Origin of the sequence: Kitasatospora sp. NPDC127116, from assembly GCF_042677365.1 — a bacterium.
Classification (GTDB): domain Bacteria; phylum Actinomycetota; class Actinomycetes; order Streptomycetales; family Streptomycetaceae; genus Kitasatospora; species Kitasatospora lactacystinica.
Genome location: NZ_JBHXTL010000093.1, coordinates 16,099 through 41,062, shown reverse-complemented (window position 1 = coordinate 41,062; position 24,964 = coordinate 16,099). Strand labels below are relative to the sequence as shown.

Genomic DNA, 24,964 nt, shown 5'->3' with positions numbered 1-24,964 from the left:
CCCCCGCTGTTCCTGCGCGCCGGACGCACCCTCGGCGCCACCGGCCTCAACGGCGCCCGCCACGTCCTGGTCCCCGCCGCCCTGCCCGGCTACCTCGCCGGCCTCAAACAGGGCTGGGCCTTCTCCTGGCGCTCCCTGATGGCCGCCGAACTCGTCGCCTCCTCCCCCGACCTCGGCCGCGGCCTCGGCCGCTACCTGGAGGACCAGCGCGAGTTCTCCGACATGTCCGGCGTCCTCCTCGGCATCATCCTCATCCTCTTCGTCGGCATCGCCATCGAACTCCTCGTCTTCACCCCCGTCGAACGCCGCGTCCTGCGCAACCGCGGCCTCCTCACCACGAGCAAGTGAGGCAGCACCGGGGTCCCCGACCGGGCGGACGGGCCACCGTCCTGCGGCCACCCGACCAAGGGTCCTCCCCCGGCAATCGCCGAGCGGGCCCGGCGGGGATTCCGCCGGGCCCGCTCTTTCGTCTTCTCGTCAGTTCTCCTCTATGCCCTCAGAGTTCGTCGAGCGGCTCGTCGAGGACGCCCTGGCGGGCGATGATGTAGCCGAGGTGGCCACGGCTGCGGCTGCCGAGGAGTTCGCTGGCCTTCTGGATGTGGCTGGAGACCGTCCGGGTGCTCATGCCGAGGCGGGAGGCGATGGCCTCGTCGGTGTAGCCGTTGACCATCAGGCGCAGGACGTTCTGCCGGGTGCGGGCGGTCAGCAGCCGGGGGCGGTGGTGGCCCTGCTGGTAGGTGACGGGTTCGGCGCGCTCCCACATCAGCTCGAAGATCTTGAGCAGGTACTCGACCAGCGGCGGGAGCTGGATGAGCATCGCCGCGGCGGCGCGGTCGGCGCCGGCCGGGATGAAGGCGGTGGAGCGGTCGCAGATGATCACCCGGTCGAAGACCTCGTTCAGGGTGCGCACTTGGGCGCCCTGGGCGGTGACCTGCTCGATGTAGGCCAGCGTCGGGCCGTGCGAGCGCACGGTGTGCTGGTAGAGGGTGCGCTGGCGCACGCCGCGGCCGGCCAGGGCGAGGTCGCGCGGGAGCGCGTCGGCCAGTTGCTCGGTGGCGCGGCCGCCGCCCGGCTGGGCGGTGAGCAGTTCCTCGGAGCAGCCGGCGACGGCCTTCTCCAGCGCGGGGCTGATCTCGTCGCCCGCCAGCAGCCGGATCGGCAACTTGGCCCGCCGCATGACGTCCTTGTAGGCGTGCTCGGCGGCGTGGAAGGAGGTGTGCAGCTCGGCGAGCCGTTCCTGGTGGGCCAGTACGGCGAGTTCGAGCGGCCGGGTCAATCCGGTGACGGCGATGTCGGGCGGGACGGGGGCCAGCCGCTGGCCGGAGCCGGGCAGCGGGCGCAGCAGACCCATCGCGAGCAGGCACTCGGGGGCCTCGCCGGTGGCCTCCCCCTCGACCAGTGCCGTGCGGTAGAACTCGATGCCCCGGTCGCAGAGCTGGGGCGTTCCCCTTTCCATGCTCTTGTCCTGGGTTGGGCACATCTGGGCATCCTTCCGGCTTCGGCATTGCGGTTTCACGAATGCCCGAACCGGCTTCCACCAGGCATCAGAACCGGCAAGATGAGAAGTGACTGCCGTTCGGAAGCCGCCCCCCGGGCTCCGACAGCCGTGAGTGTACGCCCAAAGGGCGCGGAAATCATCGGCTGACGGTAGTCGGGCGTGCACGCAAGCGGGGGAGCCGCCGGGCACGAGTACGACCGCACCCGGCAGCGGTGACCGGGGGATTGCCGGCCCATCGCACCTGACGTCCCGTCGGGGCGTCCGGAGCGGGGCGGTCGGTGAATGGAACGGCCTACAGACGGAAGGCACCCCCAGTTGCGAGCTGACTCCGATCCGGCGACACCGCCCGCCGCCCTCGCCGGCCTGGTGGACCAGCGCCTGGTGCGACAGTTGGCGGAGGCCGCCGCCGCACAGGTCGGCTCCGGCGCCGTCCGGTTGCTGGGCGACGGCGGGATCCTCCAGGCCTTCGCCAAGCAGTTGATCGAGGGCGCCCTGGAGCTCGAACTCCAGGAGCATCTGCGCGGTTCCGGCACCGGCACGGGCACCAACGGCCGCAACGGCGCCCGGGCCAGACGGCTGCTCACCGAGATCGGTCCGGTCGAGGTGCGGGTGCCCCGGGACCGCGAGGGCAGTTTCGCCCCGAAGTCCGTCCTCCCCCGGGCCCGGCGGCTGCCCGGGCTCGACCGGCTGGTGATCTCGCTGACCGCGCGCGGCCTCAGTTCGGGCGAACTGGTGGCGCACCTGGCCGAGGTGTACGGCGTGGAGCTCAGCCGGGAGACCGTCTCGGCCATCACCGACCAGGTGCTCGACGAGCTCGCCGAGCGGCGCGGGCGGCGGCTCGACCCGGTCTACCCGGTGGTCTTCGTGGACTCGGTGCGCAGCGGCCGCTCGGGCGGTCCGCTGGTGCACCTGGCGCTCGGGATCTCGGTCGAGGGCCGGCGCGAGGTGCTGGGCCTGTGGCCGGCCGCGGACGGGGAGCAGTGGCCCCAGGTGCTGGCCGGGCTGGCCGGGCGCGGGGTGCGGGAGGTCTGGGTGCTGGTCGGCGGCACCGGCGCGGTGCTGGCCGAGGCGGCGGCCGAGCAGTGGCCCCGTACCGTGGTGCACGGTTCGGTGGCCCATCTGCTGCACGGGGCGCTGCGGCACGCGCCCGGCGAGGACTGGAGTGCGCTCTCCCGGGCGCTGCGCGAGACCTGTACGGCGCCGACAGAGGCGGCCGCGCTGGAGCGGCTGTCCCTGGCCGAGCGGGAGTGGGGGCCGAGCCACCGCGAGGTGTTCCGGGCGTGGCGGGCGGCCTGGCCGCTGCTGGCGCCCGGCTTCCGTTTCGGGCCCGAGGCGCGGCGGCTGCTGACGGGCGGGGGCGCGCTGGAGCGGTTGCACGCGCGGCTGCGCCGGATCGAGCAGTCCGCGGGCCGGGTGCAGGACGAACGGGCCGCGCTCAAGCGCGCGTACCTGGCGACGCTCGCCCTGGAGTCGCCGGCCGGGACGGGCCGGCCGTGGGTCGAGGACTGGCCGGCCGTCCGGGAGGAACTGCGCCGGGGCTCACTGAGGCGCGCCGGGGTGCCCGCCTCCGCGCTGCGATGTCCCCCGCGCCATCGGAGTTCCCACCACTGATCTGACAGTGCCGGGTGTGATTTGGATCATGTCTGTCTGTTTTTGACACGATCTGCCCGGGCTTCCGGTTCCCGCATTGCGTGTTCACGATCACAGTCAGAGCTTCCACGCACGTTTGGGCCTTCGGCAGGATGCGTTTCAGAGCGAAGAGGGCAGACCGCCCTCCTCAGGAAGAGGAATTCGCGATGCCAAGCCTTGCCGTCCGCGTCCACAAGATGCTCGGGACACTCGCCGTTCTGCTGGCCGCCGTGGTGGGCCTCCAGCTCCACGCCCAGCCGCACCTGCCCGCCGTCTCCATCGCCGCCGTCGCCGGCCCCAGCGAGGACTCCGGCTGGGGTGCGTGAGCCGCGGCTCCGTTCGACCGCCCCGCTCCGCACCGCCCCGCACAGCTCCGCACCGTTCCGCACAGTTCCGAACAGCTCCAGACAGCTCCGAACAGAGAGGAACCGACGATGGCGAACCCGTTCGAGGATGCCGAGGCCAGCTACCTCGTCCTGGTGAACGACGAGGGCCAGCACTCGCTGTGGCCGGCCTTCAGCCCGGTGCCCGCCGGCTGGCAGCAGGCGTTCGGTGCCGCCGGACGGCAGGACTGCCTCGACTACGTCGAGCAGAACTGGCAGGATCTGCGGCCGAAGAGCCTGATCGCGCACCTGTCCGAGAACTGATCGCGGCCTCCGCGCACCGACCGTCGGACGGCTGAACGACCACACGGCCTCCGCACGGGGATCCCACGCCGAGCAGCCGCTCCCCCGGCCGCACCGCCCCGGCGACGAGCGCAGAGCGCAGAGCACAGAGCACTGAGCACTGAGCACTGAGCACTGAGCACAGCGCGCACCACCCGCTCACCCGGCGCGGTACCGCGCCCGAGCCGCCGCCCGTCCGGCCGCTCCCCCGGCCGTCGGCCCACCGCCCCGCCGGAACCCGCCGACACCGCCCCGCCCCACCACCGCAGCACTCCACCGCCGCGCGGCGCACCCTCACGCCGCCGGCGCGGTCCCGTGTCCGACGTCTACGCGCGTGCACCGAAACGGCCCCGGCACACTCCCACCCTCCGCACCGCCGCGCCGCACGGCCGTCGCACCAAGCACACCCCAGCACCGCGAGACGACCGCAACATCGCTCCGCCGACCCCCGGGCCGACCGCCCCGGGGTCAACCCAGCTCGCCGCTCCCGCCACCGCGGGGGCCAGCCGCACAAGGGAGAGAGTCACATGTCCGGGGTCCAGCAGACGCACAGATCCGAGCAGCGGCCGGAAGCGGCCGAGGTCCTGTGCCGACTGTTCGCGGAGGTGCTCGGCCGGGAGTCGGTCGACCCCGCGGCGGGCTTCTACGACCTGGGCGGCGACCGGCCCGCCGCCGAGCGGCTGCTGGCCCGGGTGCACGCCGAGTTCGGCGTCCGCCTGGCGCTGCCCGTCCTGGCGGACGCCCCCACCCCCACCGCGCTGGCCGGCCGGCTGGCCGAAGGGGCACCCGCCCGACCGACCCTCACCGAGCTGGTCGACGCCCAGGTCGCCCGCACCCCGGACGCCCCCGCCCTGTACGCCGAGGGCACCACCCTCACCTACGCCGAACTGGACGCCCGCGCCAACCGGCTGGCCCGGGTGCTGGCCGCCCGCGGCCTGGGCACCGAGGACGTCGTCGCGCTGGCGCTGCCGAAGTCCCCCGAGGCGGTCGCCGCGATCCTCGCCGTCGCCAAGACCGGCGCCGCCTGGCTGCCCGCCGACCCGGCCTACCCGGCCGAGCGGCTGCGCCACATGCTGACCGACTCCCGCGCCGCCCTGGTGCTCACCACCGCCGGGGCCGCCGGGCAGCTGCCCGCGACCGACGCCCCCCGGCTGCTGCTCGACTCCGCCGAGCACCGGGCCGACCTCGACGCCCGGCCCGGCACGCCGTTCACCGCCGCCGAGCGGGTCCGGCCGGTGAGCGCCCTGAACACCGCGTACGTCATCTACACCTCCGGCTCCACCGGCGTGCCCAAGGGCGTGGCCGTCACCCACACCGGGCTGCCCAGCATGATCGGCACCCAGGTCGCCGCCACCGGGGTCGGCCCCGGCAGTCGGGTGCTCCAGGCGTCCTCGCTCAGCTTCGACGTCTCGGTCTCCGACCTGTCCGTGGCGCTCACCACCGGCGCCGCCCTGGTGCTGCCGCGGGAGCAGAGCCAGCTGGTCGGCGAGCCGCTGGCCGCCCTGATCGACCAGTACGGCGTCACCCACGCCGACATCGCCACCGCGATGATCTCCACCCTGCCCGACCTCCCGATGCCCTCGCTGCGCACCCTGATCGGCGGCGGCGAGGCGGTCTCCCGCGAGCTGGCCGCCCGCTGCGGCCGCGGCCGGCTGATGCTCAACAGCTACGGACCGACCGAGGCCACCGTCATCGTCAGCATGAGCGAGCCGCTGACCGGCGACGAGCTGCCCCCGATCGGCCGGCCCTGCCAGGACGTGCGCATCCACGTGCTGGACGAGCGGCTGCGCCGGGTCGAGCCGGGCACCGTGGGCGAGCTGTACCTCGCCGGCCCGCACCTGGCCCGCGGCTACCTGAACCGCCCCGGCCTGACCGCCGAGCGCTTCGTGGCCGACCCGTACGGCGGGCCCGGCGAGCGGATGTACCGCACCGGCGACCTCGGCAGCTACCGCCCGGACGGCCAGCTGGACTTCCTCGGCCGGGCCGACGACCAGGTGAAGATCCGCGGCTTCCGGGTGGAGCTCGGCGAGATCGAGCAGACCCTCTCCGCCCACCCCGAGGTCCGCCAGGCCGTCGTGCTGGTCCGCGAGGACCGCCCGGGCGAGCGCCGCCTGGTCGGCTACACCGTCGGCGCCGCCGACCCGGCCGAGCTGCGCGCGTACTGCGCCGAGCGGCTGCCCGACCACATGGTGCCCACCGTCGTGGTGCTCGACCGGCTGCCGCTCACGCCCAACGGCAAGGTCGACAAGCGCGCCCTGCCCGCGCCGGTGTTCGGCGCCGGCGAGGAGGACGGCCGCGCCCCCGCCGGGGAGCTGGAGCACACCCTGGTCCGGCTGTTCGGCGAGGTGCTGGGGCTGCCCCGGGTGGGCGTCACCGACTCCTTCTTCGAGCTCGGCGGCGACTCCATCGTGGCCATCCAGCTGGTCTCCCGGGCCCGGCACGCGGGCCTCCAGCTCACCCCGCGCGAGGTGTTCCTCGCCCCGACCGTCGAGGCGCTGGCGCGGATCGCCCGTCCGCTGGAGGGCCCGGTCGTCGTCGAGCCCGCCGGCGCCGGCCTCGGCGAGGTGCCGCCGACGCCCATCGTGCACTGGCTGGCCGCCCAGCACGGCGCGGTCGAGAGCTTCTACCAGTCCACCGTGCTCACCCTGCCCGCCGGCACCCCGCAGGAGCACCTGACCGCCGCCGTCCAGGCCCTGCTCGACCACCACGACCTGTTCCGCGCCCGCACCTCCCCGCTCGCCGAGCGCCCCTGGACGCTGCACGTCCCCGAGGCCGGCGCCGTCCCCGCCGACGCCGTGCTGCGCCGGGTCGAGGGCCCGGCCACCGCCGAGGCGCTGCGCGCCGAGACCGGGGCCGCCCGCGAGCGCCTGTCCCCCGAGGACGGGCGGATGGTCCAGGCCGTGCGCTTCGACGCCGGTCCGCAGGCGCCCTCGCAGCTGCTGCTGGTGATCCACCACCTGGTGGTGGACGGCGTCACCTGGCGCATCGTCGAGGAGGACCTGCTCGGCGCGCTCGCCGCGCTCCGCGAGGGCCGCGCCGTCGAGCTCGCGCCGGTGCCCACCTCCTTCCGCCGCTGGGCCCAGCGGCTCACCGCCGAGGCGAACACCGACCGCCGGGCCGCCGAACTCCCGCTCTGGCAGGCCGCGTTGGCCACCCCGGACCCGCTGCTCGGCGACCGCCCGCTGGACCCGGCCACGGACACCTACGCCACCGAGGGCCTGCTGCGGCTCGTGCTGCCCGCCGAGACCACCCGGGCGCTGCTCACCAAGGTCACCGCCGCCTACCACGCCCAGGTCAACGACGTGCTGCTGACCGGCCTGGCGCTGGCCCTCGGCCACTGGCGCGGCCGGGAGACCACCGGACCCGACGGCGCCGTGCTGGTCACCGTGGAGGGCCACGGCCGCGAGGAGATCGTCGACGGCGTCGACCTGCACCGCACCGCCGGCTGGTTCACCTCCGTCTACCCCGTCCGGCTCGCCCCCGGGGCGCTGGACTGGTCCGAGGTCACCGCGGCCGGCCCCGGGCTCGGCCGGGCCCTCGGCCGGGTGAAGGAGCAGCTGCGCGCCGTGCCGGACAACGGCATCGGCTTCGGCCTGCTGCGCCACCTCAACCCGGACACCGCCGCCGTCCTGGCCGGCTGCGCCGACCCGCAGATCGAGTTCAACTACCTGGGCCGCTTCGCGCCCGAGGGCGTCACCGCCGAGGACGTGCTCGCCGGCACCGAGGCGATGTCCGAGGGCGCCGCGACCGGCCTCGCGCTCGGCCGGGTGCTCGGCCTGGACGCCACCACCGTGGACACCCCGCAGGGCCCGCTGCTGGTCGCCCAGTGGTCCTACGCCACCGGGCTGCTCTCCGAGGAGCGGGTGCGCGCCTTCGCCGAGGCCTGGTTCGCCGCGCTGGGCGCGCTCGCCGAGCACGCCGATCGGCCGGACGCGGGCGGGCACACCCCCTCCGACTTCCCGCTGGTCGCCGTCACCCAGAGCGAGGTGGACGAGCTCGCCGCCCACCACGCCCCCGCCCGCCTGGTCGACGTCTGGCCCACCTCGCCGCTCCAGCAGGGCATGGCCTTCCACTCGGCGTACGACGCCGACGGCGCGGACGTCTACACCTCGGTCGTGACCTTCGACCTCACCGGCCCGGTGGACGCCGACCGCCTGCGCACCGCCGCCGAGGCGCTGCTGACCCGCCAGCCGAACCTCAAGGCCGCGTTCCACCAGCGGCACGACGGCCCGCCCGTGCAGGTCGTCCCGGACGGCGTCGAGCTGCCCTTCACCGTCGTCGACCTGAGCGCCCACGCCGACCCGGCGGCGGAGGCCGCCCGGATCGCCGCCGCCGAGTACGGCCGCCGCTTCGACCTCGACCGCCCCCCGCTGCTGCGCTACACCCTGATCCGGCTCGCGCCCGGGCGCCACCAGCTGATCGCCTCCGCCCACCACATCCTGCTGGACGGCTGGTCCACCCCGCTGTTCGCCGAGGAGCTGTGGGCCCTGTACTTCGAGCAGCCGCTCGCCCCGGCCGCCCCGTACCGCGAGTACCTGCGCTGGATCACCCTGCGCGACGGCGAGGCCGCCCGCGCCGCGTGGGCGCAGGCCCTGGCCGGCGCCGACGAGCCCACCCTGCTCGCCCCCGGCCGCTCCGCCGCCACCCCGCAGCTGCCGCTGCGCCTGCACACCGGGCTCACCCCGGAGACCACCGAGGCCCTCGCCCGCACCGCCCGCCGTTACGGCGTCACCCTCAACACCCTGGTCCAGGCGGCCTGGGGCGTGCTGCTGGCCCGGCTCACCGGGCGCGAGGACGTGCTGTTCGGCACCACCGTCTCCGGCCGGCCGCACGACCTGCCGGGCGTGGAGCGGATGATGGGCCTGCTCATCAACACCGTGCCGGTACGGGTGCGCCTGAACCAGTCCGAGAGCTGGGGCCAGCTGCTGCTGCGCCTCCAGCACGAGCAGTCCGCCCTGCTGGACCACCAGCACCTCAGCCTCACCGAGATCCAGCAACTCGCGGGCATGGGCAGCCTGTTCGACACCGTCACGGTGTACGGCAACTACCCGGACCCGTCCGCCCTGGACGACGCCGACCCGAGCGGCGCCACCCGCGTCCACCTGGTCGAGGACGTCGACAGCGCCCACTACCCGCTGGCGCTCGCCCTCACCCCCGGCGACGGCCTGCAGCTGCGGCTGGACCACCAGCCGGACGCCTTCACCTCCGACGAGGCCCGCGCCCTGCTGGACCGCTTCCTCGCCCTGCTCGACCGGATCGTCGCCGACCCGGCCGAACTCGTCGGCACCGTCGAGGTGTTGACCTCGGCCGAGCGCGCCGAGCTGATCACCGGATGGAGCGGCACCAGCACCCCGCTGCCGGAGGGCTCGCTGCCCGAGCTGTTCGAGGCGCGGGTCGCCGCGACCCCGGACGCGATCGCGCTCACCGCCGAGGACGCCGAGCTGACCTACGCCCAGCTCAACGCCCGGGCCAACGGCCTGGCGCTGCGGCTGGTCGAGGCCGGGGTCGTCCGGGAGACGCCGGTCGCGCTGATGATCGACCGCTCGGCCGCCCAGGTGGTGGCGATCCTGGCGGTGCTCAAGGCCGGCGGCCTCTACGTGCCGCTGGACGACGCCCAGCCGACGGACCGGCTGCGGACCGTCCTCGCGGACGCCGGGGCCGGGCTGGTGCTGGCCGACGCCGCGCACCGCGAGCACCCCGCGCTGGCCGGCCTGACGGTGCTCGACCCGCACGCCGGGGAGCACCCCGAGAACCTCGGACTGCCGCAGTACGCCGACCAGTTGGTGTACGTGATGCACACCTCCGGCTCGACCGGCGTGCCCAAGGGCATCGCCATCACCCACCGCGCGGTGGTGGACCTCGCGCTCGGCGGGCAGTTCACCGGCGGCGGCCACGAGCGGCTGCCGGTGCACGCCCCCTCCGCCTTCGACGCCTCCACCTACGAGATCTGGACCCCGCTGCTCTCCGGCGGCCAGCTGGTGATCGCCCCGGCCGGCCGGCTCGGCATCGCCGAGCTGGCGGCGGTGATCGGCCACGAGCGGACCACCTCCGCCTGGATCAGCGTCGGCCTGTTCAACGTGCTGGCCGCCGAGGCCCCGGAGACCTTCGCCGGGCTGCACGAGGTGTGGACGGGCGGGGACATCGCCTCGCCGGTCGCCATGCGGCGGGTCCTGGACACCTGCCCCGGGCTGCGGCTGGTCAACGTCTACGGGCCGACCGAGACGACCACCTTCGCGACGCACTTCCCGATGACCTCGGCCGCCGAGGTGCCCGCCGTCGTGCCGATCGGCCGGCCGCTGCCCAACAACCGGCTGTACGTGCTGGACGCCGGGCTGCGCCCGGTGCCGGTCGGCGTGGCCGGCGAGCTGTACATCGGCGGCACCGGCATGGCCCGCGGCTACGTCGGGCGCCCCGGCCTGACCTCCGAGCGCTTCACGGCCTGCCCGTTCGGCGAGCCCGGCAGCCGGATGTACCGCACCGGCGACGTGGTGCGCTGGACGCCCGCCGGCGAACTGGAGTTCGTCGGTCGAGCGGACGACCAGGTCAAGCTGCGCGGCTTCCGGATCGAACTCGGCGAGGTGGAGGCCGCGTTCACCGCCCACCCGGCCGTCGGCCAGGTCTGCGTGGCGGTCCGCCAGGACCAGCCGGGCGACAAGCGCCTGGTCGCCTACGTCACCGGCGAGGTGCGGGCCGACGAGCTGCGCGACTTCGTCACCGAGCGGCTGCCCGGCTACATGCTGCCCGCCGCGATCGTCGTCCTCGACGAGCTGCCGGTGAACCCCAACGGCAAGGTGGACCGCAAGGCCCTGCCCGCGCCCGACTACAACGGCGCCGACGGCGGGCGCGAGCCGCGCAACGCCACCGAGCAGGCCCTGTGCGGGCTGTTCGCCGAGGTCCTCGGGCTGGCCCGGATCAGCATCGACGACAACTTCTTCGACCGCGGCGGCCACTCGCTGCTCGCCACCAAGCTGGTCAGCCGCATCCGCGCCGGCCTCGGCGCCGAACTGCCGATCCGCACGCTCTTCGACAACCCGACGGTGGCCCTGCTGGCCGCCGCGCTGCCCGACTCCGCGACGGCCCGTCCGGCCCTGCGGCCGGCCGAGCGCCCCGAGCGCGTGCCGCTCTCCTCCGCCCAGCAACGCCTGTGGTTCATCGAGCAGTTCGAGGGACCGAGCGCGCTCTACAACACCCCCGTCGCGGTCCGGCTCACCGGCGCCGTCGACCTGCCCGCCCTGGAGCGGGCGGTCCGGGACGTGGTGCGGCGGCACGAGGTCATGCGCACCGTCCTCCCGACCGTCGACGGCCAGCCCCACCAGCTCGTCACCGAGGCCGCCGAACTCGCCCTGCGGCACGCCACGGTGGCCGACGAGGCGGAGCTGCGGGCCGCGCTGTCCGCGGCCGGCGAGGAGGTCTTCGACCTCGCCCGCGACCTGCCGGTGCGCGCCACCCTGCTGTCGCTGCCGCACGACGAGCACGTCCTGCTGGTGCTGATGCACCACATCGCCAGCGACGGCTGGTCGGTCGGCCCGCTCTTCCGCGACCTCGCCGAGGCGTACCGGGCCCGGACGGCCGGCACCGAGCCGCAGTGGGAGCCGCTGCCGGTGCAGTACGCCGACTACACCCTCTGGCAGCGCGAGCTGCTCGGCACCGACGAGCGGCCCAGCGCCCTGCTGACCGAGCAACTCTCCTACTGGCAGCGGGCCCTGGCCGACGCCCCGGAGGAGCTGGCGCTCCCCTACGACCGTCCGCGCCCGGCCGTGCCGGGGCACCGCGGCGGCCTGGTGGAGGTCACCGTCGACGCCGAACTGCACAGCGCGCTCGGCGAGTTGGCGGCAGCGCAGCACGCCAGCCTGTTCATGGCGCTGCAGGCCGTGGTCGCCGTCCTCTACACCCGTCTCGGCGCGGGCACCGACCTGCCGATCGGCACCGTGGTGGCCGGGCGCACCGACGAGGCGCTCGACGACCTGGTCGGGTTCTTCGTCAACACCCTGCTGCTGCGCACCGACACCTCCGGCGACCCGAGCTTCCGGGAGCTGCTGGACCGGGTCCGCCGCACCGACCTGGACGCCTACGACCACCAGGACATCCCCTTCGAGCGGCTGGTCGAACAGCTCAACCCCACCCGCACCCCCGCCCGCCACCCGCTCTTCCAGACCCTGGTGGCGCTGGAGGGCCGGGTCACGGTGCCGGACGCCTTCGGCGACCTGGGCTGCGCGGAGCACCCCTTCGAGCTGGACGTGGCCAAGTTCGACCTGTCCTTCCGCTTCACCGAGCAGGGCCCGCAGGCGGGCCTGACGGTGGCGGTCGAGTACGCCGTCGACCTCTTCGACCACGCCACCGTGGCCGCCCTCGGCGAGCGGCTGCTGCGCGTCCTGCGCGCCGCCGTGGCCGCCCCGGACGCGCCGATCGGCGGCATCGAGATCCTCGACCCGGCCGAGCGCGAGCAGCTGCTCACCGGCTGGAACGACACCGCCGCGCCCGTCCCGGACGCGACCCTGCCGGAACTGTTCGAGGCCCGGGCCGCCGCCACCCCCGACGCGCCGGCCGTGGTCTCGCAGGACGGCACCCTCAGCTACGCCGAGCTGGACTCCCGGGCCGAGCACCTGGCGGCCCACCTGGCCGACGCCGGGGTCGGCGCCGAGACGCCGGTGGTCCTGCTGATGGACCGCTCCGCCGACCTGCTGACGGCGATCCTCGCGGTGGCCAAGGCGGGCGGCACCTACGTCCCGCTGGACGACCGCCACCCGGCCGAGCGGCTGCGCGGGATCACCGCCGAGACGGCCGCGGCCCTCGTCCTGGTCGACCCGGCCCACCGCGACCACCCGCTGGCCGCCGACGCCCCCTGCCCCGTCCTGCCGCTCACCGCGGGCTGGTTCGACGGTCCGCGCGAGCGGCGCGCCCACCGGGCCGCGCCCCACCCGGAGCAGCTCGCGTACGTGATGTTCACCTCGGGCTCCACCGGGGAGCCCAAGGGCATCGCGATCAGCCACCGGGACGTGGTGCAGCTCGCCACCGACCCGTGCTGGCGGCACGACGAGGGCCTGCGGGTGCTGTTCCACGCGCCGCACGCCTTCGACGCCTCGACCTACGAGATCTGGGTGCCGCTGCTCTCCGGCGGCCAGGTGGTCGTCGCGCCGCAGGGCGACCTGGACGCGGCCGCCATCCGGGAGCTGGTCCGGGTCCACGCGCTCACCCACGTGCACGTCACCGCCGGTCTCTTCCGGGTCATCGCGGAGGAGGACCCGGACATCTTCGCCGGCGTGCGCGAGGTGCTGACCGGCGGGGACGTGGTCTCCGCCCCGGCCGTGCGCCGGGTGCTGGAGGCCGTCCCGGGCATCGCGGTGCGGGCCCTGTACGGACCGACCGAGACCACCCTGTGCGCCACCCAGTACCCGATGCCCGACGCCGCCGCGGTGCCGAGCACGGTGCCGATCGGGCGTCCGCTGGCCAACACCCGGCTGTACGTGCTGGACGCCGGTCTGCAGCCGGTGCCGGCCGGCGTGGCGGGCGAGCTGTACATCGCCGGGGCCGGCCTGGCCCGCGGCTACGTCGGCCGCCCGGCACTCAGCGCCGAGCGTTTCGTCGCCTGTCCCTTCGACGGGCCGGGCAGCCGCATGTACCGCACCGGCGACCTCGCCCGGTGGACCGCGGAAGGCGTCCTGGAGTTCCTCGGCCGGGCCGACGACCAGGTCAAGATCCGCGGCTTCCGGATCGAACTCGGCGAGGTGGAGGCCGCGTTCACCGCCCACGAGGGCGTCGGCCAGGCGCTCGCGGTGGTCCGCGAGGACCAGCCGGGCGACAAGCGCCTGGTGGTGTACGCCACCGGCAAGGCCACCGACGGCGAACTGCGCGCCTTCGTCGCGGACCGCCTCGCCGGCTACATGCTCCCGGCCGCCGTGGTCGTCCTGGACAGCCTGCCGGTGACGGCCAACGGCAAGGTCGACCGCCGGGCCCTGCCCGCGCCCGAGTACGCCGGGGCGGCCGAGGGCCGCGCCCCGCGCACCGAGCGCGAGCGGGAGCTCTGCGCGCTGTTCGCCGAGGTGCTGGGCGTGCCGACGGTCAGCATCGACGACCGGTTCTTCGACCTCGGCGGCCACTCGCTGCTCGCCACCCGGCTGGTCAGCCGCATCCGCGCCACCCTCGGCGCGGAGCTGCCGATCCGCACCCTGTTCGACGCACCCACGGTGGCGGCCCTCGCCGCCGTCCTGCCCGGCGGCGAAGCGGCGCCGGCACCGAAGAAGGCCCGCCCGGCCCTGCGGCCGATGCGGCGCCCCGGAAGCCAGGCCTGACCGGCGGCGGGACGCGGGCCGCGCCACTGGCGCGGCCCGCCCCGGCCGCACGACCGCTCCGCCCCACCGGACGGAGCAGCCCCACCAGCCACAACAGCCGTACGTCGCCAGTCGGAGGCAGACCTTGATCCCGTTGTCGTTCGCCCAGCAGCGGCTCTGGTTCATCGAACAGTTCGAGGGACCGAGCGCCCTCTACAACACTCCGTTCGCCCTCCGGCTGACCGGCGGGCTCGACGCCGCCGCCCTCGAAGGGGCGCTCGGCGACGTGGTGGACCGGCACGAGGTGCTGCGCACCGTCTTCCCCACCACCGACGGCCAGCCCCACCAGCACATCCTCGCCGAGGGTCGCCCGCCGCTGCACCGGGTGCCGGTCGCCGACGAGGCCGAGCTGCACGCGCTGATGCACGAGGCCGCCGGGCAGGTCTTCGACCTCGCGGCCGACCTGCCGGTCCGGGCCTGGCTGTACGCCCTGCCCGCGCCGGACGAGCACGTCCTGCTGCTGCTGACGCACCACATCGCCAGCGACGGCTGGTCGGTCGGCCCGCTCTTCCGCGACCTCGCCGAGGCGTACCGGGCCCGCCTGGCCGGCACCGGGCCGCAGTGGGAGCCGCTGCCGGTGCAGTACGCCGACTACACCCTCTGGCAGCGCGAGCTGCTCGGCGAGGAGGACGATCCGGAGAGCGTCGTCTCCCTTCAACTCGCCCACTGGCAGCAGGAGTTGTCCGGCCTGCCGGAGGAGCTGGCACTCCCGTACGACCGTCCGCGCCCGGGCCGGCCGAGCCGCCGCGGCGGCGCCGCCGACTTCGAGCTCGACGCCGAACTGCACGGCGCGCTCACCGAGTTGGCCTCGGGTCGGCACGCCAGCCTGTTCATGGCACTGCAGGCCGCGGTCGCCACCCTCTACACCCGTCTCGGCGCCGGCACCGACCTGCCGCTCGGCACCCCCGTCGCCGGCCGCACCGACGAGGCCCTCGACGACCTGGTCGGCTTCTTCGTCAACACCCTGCTGCTGCGCACCGACACCTCCGGCGACCCGAGCTTCCACGAGCTGCTCGACCGGGTCCGGCGCGCCAACCTCGACGCCTACGACCACCAGGACATCCCCTTCGAGCGCCTGGTCGAACACCTCAACCCCACCCGCACCCCCGCCCGCCACCCGCTCTTCCAGACCGTCGTCACCCTGAACGCGGAGCGGGCCGACGACCTCGCCTTCGGCGCCGCGACGGGCACCCCGGTCGAGGTCGGCGAGGCGCAGGCCCAGTTCGACCTCAACTTCAACTTCGTCGAGCGGCTCGCCCCCGACGGCACCTGCCTGGGCGTGCGCGCCGCCGTCGACTACGCCGCCGACCTCTTCGACCACTCCACCGCCGTCTCCCTCGCCGAACGGCTGGTGCGCGTGCTGCGCGCCGCCGCGGCCGCCCCGGACGCGCCGATCGGCGGCATCGAGATCCTCGACCCGGCCGAGCGCGAGCAGCTGCTCACCGGCTGGAACGGGCCGGCCGCGCCGGTCGACGAGCGGAGCCTGCCCCGGCTGTTCGAGGCCCGGGCCGCCGCCACCCCCGACGCCCTCGCCCTGGTCTCCGACACCGAGCGGCTCGACTACACCGAGCTGAACGACCGCGCCAACCGGCTCGCCGCCCTGCTGCTGGAGCGCGGCCTGACCACCGAACAGCCGGTCGCGGTCCTGATGGAGCGCTCCGCCGGACTGCTCACCGCCGTCCTCGCCATCGCCAAGGCCGGCGGCACCTACGTCCCGCTGGACGACCGCTACCCGCTGGACCGCCTCCAGCACATCCTCGCCGACACCCGTACCGGCCTGCTCCTCGTCGACCCCGCCCACCAGGGCCACCCGGTGCTCGCCACCGAGGGCTTCGCCACCGTCGAGGTCACCGCGGCGCTGCTCGCCGAGGCCCCCGCGGCGGGCAACCCGACCGTGCCGGTCCTGCCCGGCCAGCTGGTCTACGTGATGTACACCTCGGGCTCGACCGGGGTGCCCAAGGGCGTCGCCGTCACCCACCGCAACGTGGTCGACCTGCTGGGCAACCCGCACTTCCGCGCCGGGCACCACGAGCGCGTGCTGCTGCACTCGCCCACCGCCTTCGACGCCTCCACCACCGAGATCTGGGCGCCGCTGGTCACCGGCGGGGCGATCGTCCTCGCCGACCCCGGCGAGCTGGACATCCGCCGCCTCGCCGAGACCATCACCACCCACGAGGTGACCCTGGTCCAGGCCCCGTCCGGCCTGCTGCGGCTGATGGCCGACGAGAACCCGGCCGCCTTCCGCAACGTCCGGCAGGTGTGGACCGGCGGCGACGTCGTCCCGCCGGAGTCCGTGCGCCGGCTCCACCGGGCCTGCCCGGACACCGACGTGGTCGCGGTGTACGCGCCCACCGAGACCACCGCCATCAAGACCACCTTCACCATGAGCCCGGGCGGGCCCGTCCCCGCCGTGGTCCCGATCGGTCGCCCGCTGAACAACACCCGGCCGTACGTGCTGGACACCGCGCTGCGGCCGGTGCCGGCCGGCGTGGCCGGCGAGCTGTACCTCGCCGGGGCCGGCCTGGCCCGCGGCTACGTCGGCCGCCCCGGCCTGACCTCCGAGCGCTTCACGGCCTGCCCGTTCGGCGAGCCCGGCAGCCGGATGTACCGCACCGGCGACCTGGTCCGCTGGACCGCCGACGGCGTCCTGGAGTTCCTCGGCCGGGCCGACGACCAGGTGAAGATCCGCGGCTTCCGGATCGAACTCGGCGAGGTGGAGGGCGCGTTCACCGCCCTCCCGGCCGTCGGCCAGGCCTTCGCCGTGGTCCGCGAGGACCAGCCGGGCGACAAGCGCCTGGTGGTGTACGCCACCGGCGAGGGCGATCCCGCCGAGCTGCGCGCCGCCGTCGCCGACAGCCTGCCCAGCTACATGCTCCCGGCCGCCGTGGTCGTCCTCGACGCCCTCCCGGTGACCGCCAACGGCAAGGTCGACCGCCGCGCGCTGCCCGCCCCCGACTGGACCGGGACCGGCGAGGGCCGCGCCCCGCGCACCGACACCGAGCGGGCGCTGTGCGAACTGTTCACCGACGTCCTCGGGTTGGACCGGATCGGGATCGACGACAGCTTCTTCGACCTGGGCGGCCACTCGCTGCTCGCCACCAAGCTGGTCAGCCGCGTCCGTACCGCGCTCGGCGCCGAACTGCCCGTCCGGGCCCTGTTCGACGCCCCCAGCGTGGCCGCGCTGGCCGCCGTCCTGCCCGCCCCGGGCGCCGCCCGTCCGGCCCTGCGGCCGGTCGAGCGGCCCGAGCGCGTCCCGCTCTCCCCGGCGCAGCGACGCCTCTGGTTCATCGACCAGTTCGAGGGCCCGAGCGCGCTCTACAACACCCCGTGCGCGGTCCGGCTGACCGGCCCGGTCGACGCCGACGCGCTCCGCACGGCCCTGGCGGACGTGCTCGACCGCCACGAGGTGCTGCGCACCGTCTACCCGACCACCGACGGGCAGCCGTACCAGCTGCTCCTGGACGCCCCCGAACTCCCGCTGCACACCGTGCCGGTGGACGGCGAGGAGGAGCTCGCGCGGGCGCTGGCCGAGGCCGGGTCGCAGGTCTTCGACCTCGCCCGCGACCTGCCGGTGCGCGCCACCCTGCTCTCGCTGCCCGGCGAGGAGCACGTCCTGCTGGTGCTGATGCACCACATCGCCACCGACGGCTGGTCCGTGGTCCCGCTGCTGCGCGACCTCGCCGAGGCGTACGGGGCCCGCCTCGCCGGCACCGCCCCCGACTGGCGGCCGCTCGCGGTCCAGTACGCCGACTACACCCTGTGGCAGCACGAGCTGCTCGGCACCGACGAGCGGCCCAGCGCCCTGCTGACCGAGCAACTCGCCTACTGGCAGAGCACGTTGGCCGACCTCCCGGAGGAGCTGACGCTCCCCTTCGACCGCCACCGCCCCGCTGCCCCCAGCCGCCGGGGCGCCGCGGTGGAACTCCGGACGGACGCCGCACTGCACGCCTCCCTGGCCGAGTTGGCGCAGCGGAGCCGGGCCAGCGTGTTCATGGTGATGCAGGCCGCGCTGGCCACCACCCTCAGCCGGATCGGCGCGGGCACCGACCTGCCGATCGGCACCGTGGTGGCCGGGCGCACCGACGAGGCGCTGGAGGACCTGGTCGGGTTCTTCGTCAACACCCTGGTGCTGCGCACCGACACCTCCGGCGACCCGAGCTTCCGGGAACTGGTGGAGCGCGTCCGGGTCGCCACCCTGGACGCCTTCGAGCACCAGGACGTGCCCTTCGAGCGGCTGGTCGAGCTGCTCAACCCGGTGCGCTCGACCGCCCGCCACCCGCTGTGCCAGGTGATGCTGACCTCCGGCGGCGAGGCCGGGGGGATCAGCCTCGGCGGCCTGCCCGGCCGGGTCGAGCAACTGGACTCCGACCTCGCCAAGTTCGACCTGACCCTCGCCTTCAGCGAGAGCTTCGACGCGGACGGCGCGCCCGCCGGGCTGGGCCTGACGCTGGAGTACGCCGTCGACCTGTTCGACCGGTCCACCGCCGAGGCGACGGCCGCCCGCTTCGAGCGCGTCCTGCGCGCGGTGCTGGCCGACCCGGAGCAGTCCGTGGGCCGGGTCGAGGTGCTGGCGCCCGAGGAGCGCGAGCAGCTGCTCACCGGCTGGAACGACACCCGGGAGGACCTCCCGCCCGGCACCTTCCCGGCGCTCTTCGAGGCGCGGGCCGCCGCCCGCCCGGACGCCGTCGCGCTCTCCTTCGGCACCGAGCAGGTCACGTACGGCGAACTCAACGAGCGCGCCAACCGCTTCGCCCGGCTGCTGATCGAGCACGGCGCGGGCCCCGAGCGGTTCGTCGCGATCGCCCTGGAACGCTCGATCGAGCTGATCGTCGCCCAGCTCGCCGTGCTCAAGGCCGGCGCGGTCTTCCAGCCGCTGGACCCGCGCTACCCGGCCGACCGGATCGCCTACATGCTGGACGACGCCCGGCCCGCGCTGGTCCTCACCAGCAAGGCGCTGGCCGACGGCCTGCTCGCCGACAGCACCGTCCCGCGGCTGCTGATCGAGGACCTGGACGCCTCCGGCCACCCGGCGCACGACCTCACCGGCACCGCGATCACCCCGCACTCGGCCGCGTACGTCATCTACACCTCGGGCTCCACCGGCCGCCCCAAGGGCGTGGTGGTCACCCACACCGGCCTCGCCGCCATGGTGGAGGGCCAGCGCCGGGGCCTGGCCGTCACCCCCGACAGCCGGGTGCTGCTGTTCGCCTCGCCGTCCTTCGACGCGGCCGTCTGGGAGCTGGGCATGGCCCTGCTCACCGGCGCCCGGGCCGTCCTCGGCGACGCCGACCAACTGCTGCCCGGCCCCTCGCTGACCGACCTGATCGCCGAACAGGGCGTCACCCACCTGACCCTGCCGCCGACCGCGCTCGCCGTGCTGGCCCCGGACGCGCTGCCGCGGGGCGGAACCCTGGTGGTCGCCGGCGAGGCCTGCCCGCCCGACCTGGTCGAGCACTGGTCGGCCCGGCTGCGGATGGTCAACGCCTACGGCCCGACCGAGTCGACCGTCTGCGCCAGCATGAGCAGCCCGCTCAGCGGCCGGACCGCCCCGCCGATGGGCCGGCCCGTGCCGGACACCCGGCTCTACGTCCTGGACGCGGCGCTCCAGCCCGTCCCGGCCGGGGTCGAGGGCGAGCTGTACATCGCGGGCGCCGGCCTGGCCCGCGGCTACCTCAACCGGCCGGGCCAGAGCGCCGAGCGCTTCGTCGCCGACCCGTACGGCACCCCCGGCAGCCGGATGTACCGCTCGGGCGACCTGGTCCGCCGCCAGGCCGACGGCACCCTGGAGTACCTGGGCCGCACCGACCACCAGGTCAAGATCCGCGGCTTCCGGATCGAGCCCGGCGAGATCGAGGCCGTGCTCGCCCGGCACCCCTCCCTCGCCCAGGCGTTCGTGCTGGTCCGGGAGGACCGCCCGGGCGACCGCCGGCTGGTCGGCTACGCCGTCGCCCGCCCCGGGCACGCGGTCGACCAGGCCGCCCTGCGGGCCCACGTCGGCGCGACCCTGCCGGACTACATGGTGCCCTCGGCGATCGTCGCCCTGGACGCCCTGCCGCTGACCGCCAACGGCAAGGTCGACCGCAAGGCCCTGCCGGCCCCCGACACCGCCTGGCTCGGCTCCGGGCGGGCGCCCGCGACGCCCCGGGAGGAACTGCTCTGCGGCCTGTTCGCCGATCTGCTCGGGCTGGAGAAGGTCGGCGTGGACGACAACTTCTTCGAGCTGGGCGGGCACTCGCTGCTGGCCAGCCGGCTGGTCGCGGGCCTGCGCGAACTGGTCGGCGAGGGCGAGGAGATCGGCGTCCGCACACTGTTCGAGGCACCGACCGTCGCCCGGCTGGCCGAGCGGCTCGCCCAGGGCCCGGCCGCCGAGAGCTTCCCCGTCCTGCTGCCGATCCGCACCCGCGGCTCGCGCCCGCCGCTGTTCTGCGTCCACCCGGCCGCCGGCATCAGCTGGGTCTACACCGGCCTGCTGCGCCACCTCGACGCCGAGCAGCCGATCTACGGACTCCAGGCCCCCGGCCTGGCCGACCCGACCGCGCACCCGGCCTCGGTCGAGGAGCTGGCCCGCACCTACCTGGCGCAGATCCGCTCCGTGCGCCCCGAGGGCCCGTACGCCCTGCTCGGCTGGTCCTTCGGCGGGGCCGTCGCCCACGCGATCGCCGCGCTGCTGCGCGAACAGGGCGAGGAGGTCCGGCTGCTGGCCCTGCTGGACGCCTACCCGGGCACCGGCGAGCCGGGGCCCGAGCAGTGGCGGGACGACCCGGCGCAGCTCGCGGTGATCCTCGACTCGCTCGGCCACCCGGCCGGGGAGATCACCGCCTGGCCCGCGGACGAGGACGGCTACGCCGCGCTCGTCCGGGGCGACGAGGGCCCGCTCGCCGGCCTCAGCGGCGCCGGGGTGGCCCGGGTGGTCTCGGTCTTCCAGTCCAACGCCGAGCTGTCCCACGAACTCCCGCTGCCCGGCTACGACGGCGACGCGGTGTTCTTCACCGCCGCCAAGGACCGGCCGGCCGACGCCCCCGACCCGGAGAGCTGGCGCCCGCACCTGGGCGGTCGGCTCGACGTCCACGAGGTGCCGAGCACCCACGGCGCGATGACGGGCTCCGAAGCGCTCGCCGTCATCGGCCCGGTGCTCGCCGCCCACCTGACTCCCTGACCCGCCCGCACCACCGACTCGACACCCCTACCGACCGCAGGCGACCGACCTGCGCACACCACGCGGGCCGCACCCGGCCCGCCCACGGAGAAACGGACACCACCATGACCACTGCGGCCATCCCCGACACCTGGCGTGGCATCACCCCGTCGCCGATCACCTCGACCGACGCCTACAACGGCTTCATCGCCGCCAACGTGATCTTCGCGCTGGACCGGATCGGCCTGCTGGAGACGATCGGGCGCGGCGAGCCGCTCTCGGCCGCCGAGGCCACCGCCCGGGCCGGCGACACCGCCCGCACCGAGGCCGTGCTGCGCGCCGCCGCCGACTACGGCTACCTCAAGGCCGACGGCGACGCCTACCTGCCCACCGAGGCGGGCCTGGAGATCGCCGCCGCGCGCGGCTACTTCACCTGGGCCGTCGGCGGCTACCACGACGTGTTCGGCCGCGCCGGCCACCTGAGCGCCGGCACCCACCGCTACGACCAGGACGTCTTCCGCGACGAGGCGATGGTCGCCCTCGGCTCCGCCCAGTGCGACCAGTCGCTGTTCGCCGCGCAGCTGACCGACGTGCTCAGCGGGATCGACTTCCGCACCATCGCCGACCTGGGCTCCGGCACCTCCGCCCGGGTGCGCCGCGTGGTCTCGCAGCGCGAGGGCACCCGGGGCCTGGGCATCGACATCAGCCGCCCGGCCACCGACATCGCCCGCCGCGACATCATCGAGGCCGGCATGCAGGACCGGGTCACCGCCGTCCGCGCGGACGTCCTGGGCCTGCTCGGCACCCAGATCGACAACGACGCCGAGGCCGCCGAGGTGGCCGAGGTCGACACCGTGATCAGCTTCTTCCTGCTGCACGACCTGCTGGCCGACCCGGCCACCCGCTCCTCGATCTTCACCCGGATGCGGGAGGCCTTCCCGAAGGCCCGCACCTTCGTCCTCGGCGACACCATGCTGCGCGACCCGGGCACCTCCGACGGCGCCCAGCCGGTCTTCTCGGTCGGCTTCGAGCTGGCGCACGCGATGATGGGCGTCCCGCTGCACACCAAGGCCACCTACGAGACCCTCTTCACCGACGCCGGCCTGCGGATCGACCGCGTCGAGGCGCTGGCCACCCCGCACTCCTGGCTCTACGTCCTCCAGGCCGACTGATGGCCGCCCCGTCGACCGCCAGACACCTGCTGGCACAGAACGAGCACCCGTACCCGCCGCTGCCGTCGGTGCTGGCCGCGCTGGCCGAGGCCAGTGCCGACCTGCACCGCTACCCGGACTTCCGGCCGGAGCGGATCGCCGGGATCGTCGCCGACTGGCAGGGCGTCCCGGCCGGCCAGGTCGTGGTCGGCCACGGCTCGGCGGGCGTGGCGCTGGACCTCTTCCACACGGTGGTCGAGCCCGGCGACAACGTGGTGCACTCGGATCCCTGCTTCGACGCGTACCCGCTGTTCTGCGAGATCGCCCGGGCCGAGGCCCGGCCGGTCCCGCTCGGCCCCGACGCCCGGCACGACCTGGCGGCGATGGCCGAGCGGATGGACGAGCGCACCCGGATCGTCGTGCTGTGCAACCCGCACAACCCGACCGGCACGGTCTACTCCTGGGCCGAGCTGACGGAGTTCTTCCGCCGGGTGCCGTCCACCGCGCTGATCCTGCTCGACGAGGCCTACGTCGACTTCGCCCGGGACTGGCAGGCCCCGGAGGTGCCGGCCCGGATCGCCGAGTGGCCGAACCTGGTGGTGCTGCGCACCCTGTCCAAGTCCCACGGCATCGCCGCGCTGCGGATCGGCTACGCGCTGTTGGAGGAGTCGGTGGCCCGGCGGGTGCGGGACCACCAGGTGCCGTACGCGGTGAACCGGCTCCAGGAGGCGGGCCTGCTCGCGGCCGTCGCCGCCGAGGACGAGATGGCGCGCCGGATCGCCGAGATCGCCGCGGAGCGGGAGCGCACCGAGGCCGAACTGCTGCGGCTCGGCTGGACGGTGGCGCCCAGCGTCACCAACTTCCTGTGGGTCGACGCCCCCGGCGACCAGCTCCCGCTGCGCGCGGAGCTGGAGCGCCTGGGCGTCGCCGTCCGGTACTACCCCGGCCGGGGCATCCGGGTCGCCATCGGCGAGAAGGACGCCAACGACGCGGTGATCGAGGGTTTCGCCGCCGTCGCACCGCTCGCCCCGGCCCACCCCGTCGCACCCTGAACCACCCGGCGCCCTGAGCACCCCGCGTGCGTCAGGGCGCACCCCGGGCACCCGGGGCGCCGGCGGGCGCCCCGGCACCGGCGCACCACCGCACGGCCCTGTTCCACCGCACCACCGCACAGCCCCCGCACCACCCCGTTCCACCGCACACCCCCGCGCACCCCCGCACACCCCCGCACACCCCGAAGCGCCGTCGGCGCAGCGAAGGAACCGCCATGCACCCGCTGTTGGCCCGCCCGGAGTTCCGGCGCTACCTCGCCGGGCAGACCCTGTCCGTCCTCGGTGACAGCGCCCTCTCCATCGCCCTCGGCATCTGGGCCAAGGTGCTGACCGGCAGCAACTCCGCCGCCGGTCTGGTGCTGTTCTGCTTCTCCGCGCCCCTGCTGCTGCTGCCGCTCGGCGGCCTGCTCGCCGACCGGGTCCGGCGCAAGCCGCTGCTGGTCGGGGTCAACCTGGCGGTGGCGGTGTCACTGCTGCCGCTGCTGCTGGTCGACGGCCGGGACACGGTCTGGATCATCTACTGCACCGCCACGGTCTGCGGTCTGGCCGGGGCCGTCCTGGCCCCGGCGCAGAGCGCGCTGCTGCGCAGCATCCTGACGGAGCGCCAGGACTTCGGGGCGGCGGCCGGACTGACCCAGAGCGCCCGGGCCGGCACCACGCTGGTGGCGCCGCTGCTCGGCTCCGGGCTCTACGGCTGGTTCGGCGGGCACGTGGTGGCCGTGGCCGACCTCGCCGTGCTGCTGCTGGCGGCACTGAGCTTCCTCACCCTGCGGGTGGCGGAGGTCAAGCCGGAGCCCTCGGGCCTGCGTTGGCGCACCGAGGTGCTGGCGGGCTTCGTCCACCTGCGCGGCTCGGTCGGACTGCGGCCGCTGGTGGTGGCCACCGCCGGCGCCGGCTTCGTGCTGAGCCTGCTCCAGCCGGTGCTGTTCGCGCTGACCCAGCACGGGCTGCACCGCTCGCCGCAGTTCCTCGGCGTCCTGGAGACCACCGAGGCGGTCGGCGCGCTGGTCGGCTCGGTGGTCGGCGGCCTGCTGATCGGCCGGCTCGGACCGCGCCGGACGGTCATGGCGGGATCGGCGGTGTTCGGCCTCGGCATCGTCCTGCTGCTGGCCCCGTCGCTGTACGTGGTGTCGGCCGGCCTGGTGATCGCGGGCGCGGGCATCCCGGCCGCCCTGGTCGGGCTCGCCACCGCCGCCCAGGCGTCCACCCCGCCGCAGCTGATGGGGCGCGCCCAGGCGGCCGTCAACCTCTCGCTCACCGCGCCGCAGGCGCTGGCCGTGGGCGTCGGCTCCGGTCTGGTGGCCGCCCTGGACTTCCGGGTGGTGCTGGGCGTGATGGTGGTCGGCGCGCTGCTCGCGGCCGCCCACCTGATCGGCAAGCCGGAGGCCCCGACGGAGCCGCCGGAGCCCGAGGACGCGTCCGAGGGCGACGGCCCGGCCGAGCCGGAGGACGCCAAGGACCTCCAGCCCACCTGACCGGCCCCGGCCGGCCCACCGGCCCGCCCGC

At 75.1% G+C, this 24,964-nt stretch carries 10 protein-coding genes; 9 read left to right on the top strand and 1 reads right to left on the bottom strand.

Annotated features, from left to right (window positions below; all coding sequences use genetic code 11):
* Positions 1-348, top strand: a 348-nt coding sequence (locus ACFVHV_RS30390; RefSeq protein ID WP_380355229.1) for an ABC transporter permease, incomplete at its 5' end; no start/stop codon positions are given.
* Positions 349-496: 148 nt separating this feature from the next.
* On the opposite strand, the gene ACFVHV_RS30385 is transcribed toward ACFVHV_RS30390, so the two are convergent.
* A complete protein-coding gene (locus ACFVHV_RS30385) occupies positions 497-1,480 on the bottom strand; it encodes a helix-turn-helix transcriptional regulator (RefSeq protein ID WP_359909584.1) in 984 nt (327 codons plus the stop codon).
* A 333-nt stretch (positions 1,481-1,813) separates the two neighbouring features.
* On the opposite strand from ACFVHV_RS30385, the gene ACFVHV_RS30380 reads away from it, so the two are divergent.
* The 8 genes from ACFVHV_RS30380 (at position 1,814) to ACFVHV_RS30345 (ending at position 24,933) form a co-directional block, all read left to right on the top strand.
* Positions 1,814-3,109, top strand: a complete 1,296-nt coding sequence (locus tag ACFVHV_RS30380; protein WP_359909581.1) for an IS256 family transposase — start codon at positions 1,814-1,816, stop codon at positions 3,107-3,109.
* Positions 3,110-3,294: 185 nt separating this feature from the next.
* Positions 3,295-3,453 carry a hypothetical protein gene (locus tag ACFVHV_RS30375; protein ID WP_359909578.1) on the top strand — a complete coding sequence of 53 codons (159 nt, stop codon included), beginning with the start codon at positions 3,295-3,297 and terminating at the stop codon, positions 3,451-3,453.
* Between the two features lie 108 nt (positions 3,454-3,561).
* A complete protein-coding gene (locus ACFVHV_RS30370) occupies positions 3,562-3,774 on the top strand; it encodes an MbtH family protein (RefSeq protein WP_359909576.1) in 213 nt (70 codons plus the stop codon).
* 545 nt (positions 3,775-4,319) lie between these two features.
* Positions 4,320-14,081: an amino acid adenylation domain-containing protein gene (locus tag ACFVHV_RS30365; protein WP_380355225.1), complete on the top strand. Its 9,762-nt coding sequence runs from the start codon at positions 4,320-4,322 to the stop codon at positions 14,079-14,081.
* A 124-nt stretch (positions 14,082-14,205) separates the two neighbouring features.
* On the top strand, positions 14,206-21,276 hold the full coding sequence (locus ACFVHV_RS30360) for an amino acid adenylation domain-containing protein (protein WP_380355222.1): 7,071 nt from the start codon (positions 14,206-14,208) through the stop codon (positions 21,274-21,276).
* 104 nt (positions 21,277-21,380) lie between these two features.
* Positions 21,381-22,427 carry a class I SAM-dependent methyltransferase gene (locus tag ACFVHV_RS30355; protein ID WP_359909568.1) on the top strand — a complete coding sequence of 349 codons (1,047 nt, stop codon included), beginning with the start codon at positions 21,381-21,383 and terminating at the stop codon, positions 22,425-22,427.
* Positions 22,427-23,458 (top strand): pyridoxal phosphate-dependent aminotransferase, encoded by a 1,032-nt coding sequence (locus tag ACFVHV_RS30350; protein ID WP_380355219.1) that lies wholly within the window; start codon positions 22,427-22,429, stop codon positions 23,456-23,458. The genes ACFVHV_RS30355 and ACFVHV_RS30350 overlap by 1 nt, the downstream gene beginning before the upstream one ends.
* Positions 23,459-23,673: 215 nt before the next feature.
* Entirely contained in the window at positions 23,674-24,933 is a 1,260-nt protein-coding gene (locus ACFVHV_RS30345; RefSeq protein WP_380355216.1) for an MFS transporter, read from the top strand.
* Positions 24,934-24,964: the final 31 nt, after the last annotated feature.

Bases quoted from the DNA above. Each gene is read 5' to 3' on its own strand.
- ACFVHV_RS30370 (WP_359909576.1), top strand. From the start codon at position 3,562: ATGGCGAACCCGTTCGAGGATGCCGAGGCCAGCTACCTCGTCCTGGTG.
- ACFVHV_RS30345 (WP_380355216.1), top strand. From the start codon at position 23,674: ATGCACCCGCTGTTGGCCCGCCCGGAGTTCCGGCGCTACCTCGCCGGG.
- ACFVHV_RS30385 (WP_359909584.1), bottom strand. From the start codon at position 1,480: ATGTGCCCAACCCAGGACAAGAGCATGGAAAGGGGAACGCCCCAGCTC.
- ACFVHV_RS30355 (WP_359909568.1), top strand. From the start codon at position 21,381: ATGACCACTGCGGCCATCCCCGACACCTGGCGTGGCATCACCCCGTCG.
- ACFVHV_RS30375 (WP_359909578.1), top strand. From the start codon at position 3,295: ATGCCAAGCCTTGCCGTCCGCGTCCACAAGATGCTCGGGACACTCGCC.
- ACFVHV_RS30365 (WP_380355225.1), top strand. From the start codon at position 4,320: ATGTCCGGGGTCCAGCAGACGCACAGATCCGAGCAGCGGCCGGAAGCG.
- ACFVHV_RS30350 (WP_380355219.1), top strand. From the start codon at position 22,427: ATGGCCGCCCCGTCGACCGCCAGACACCTGCTGGCACAGAACGAGCAC.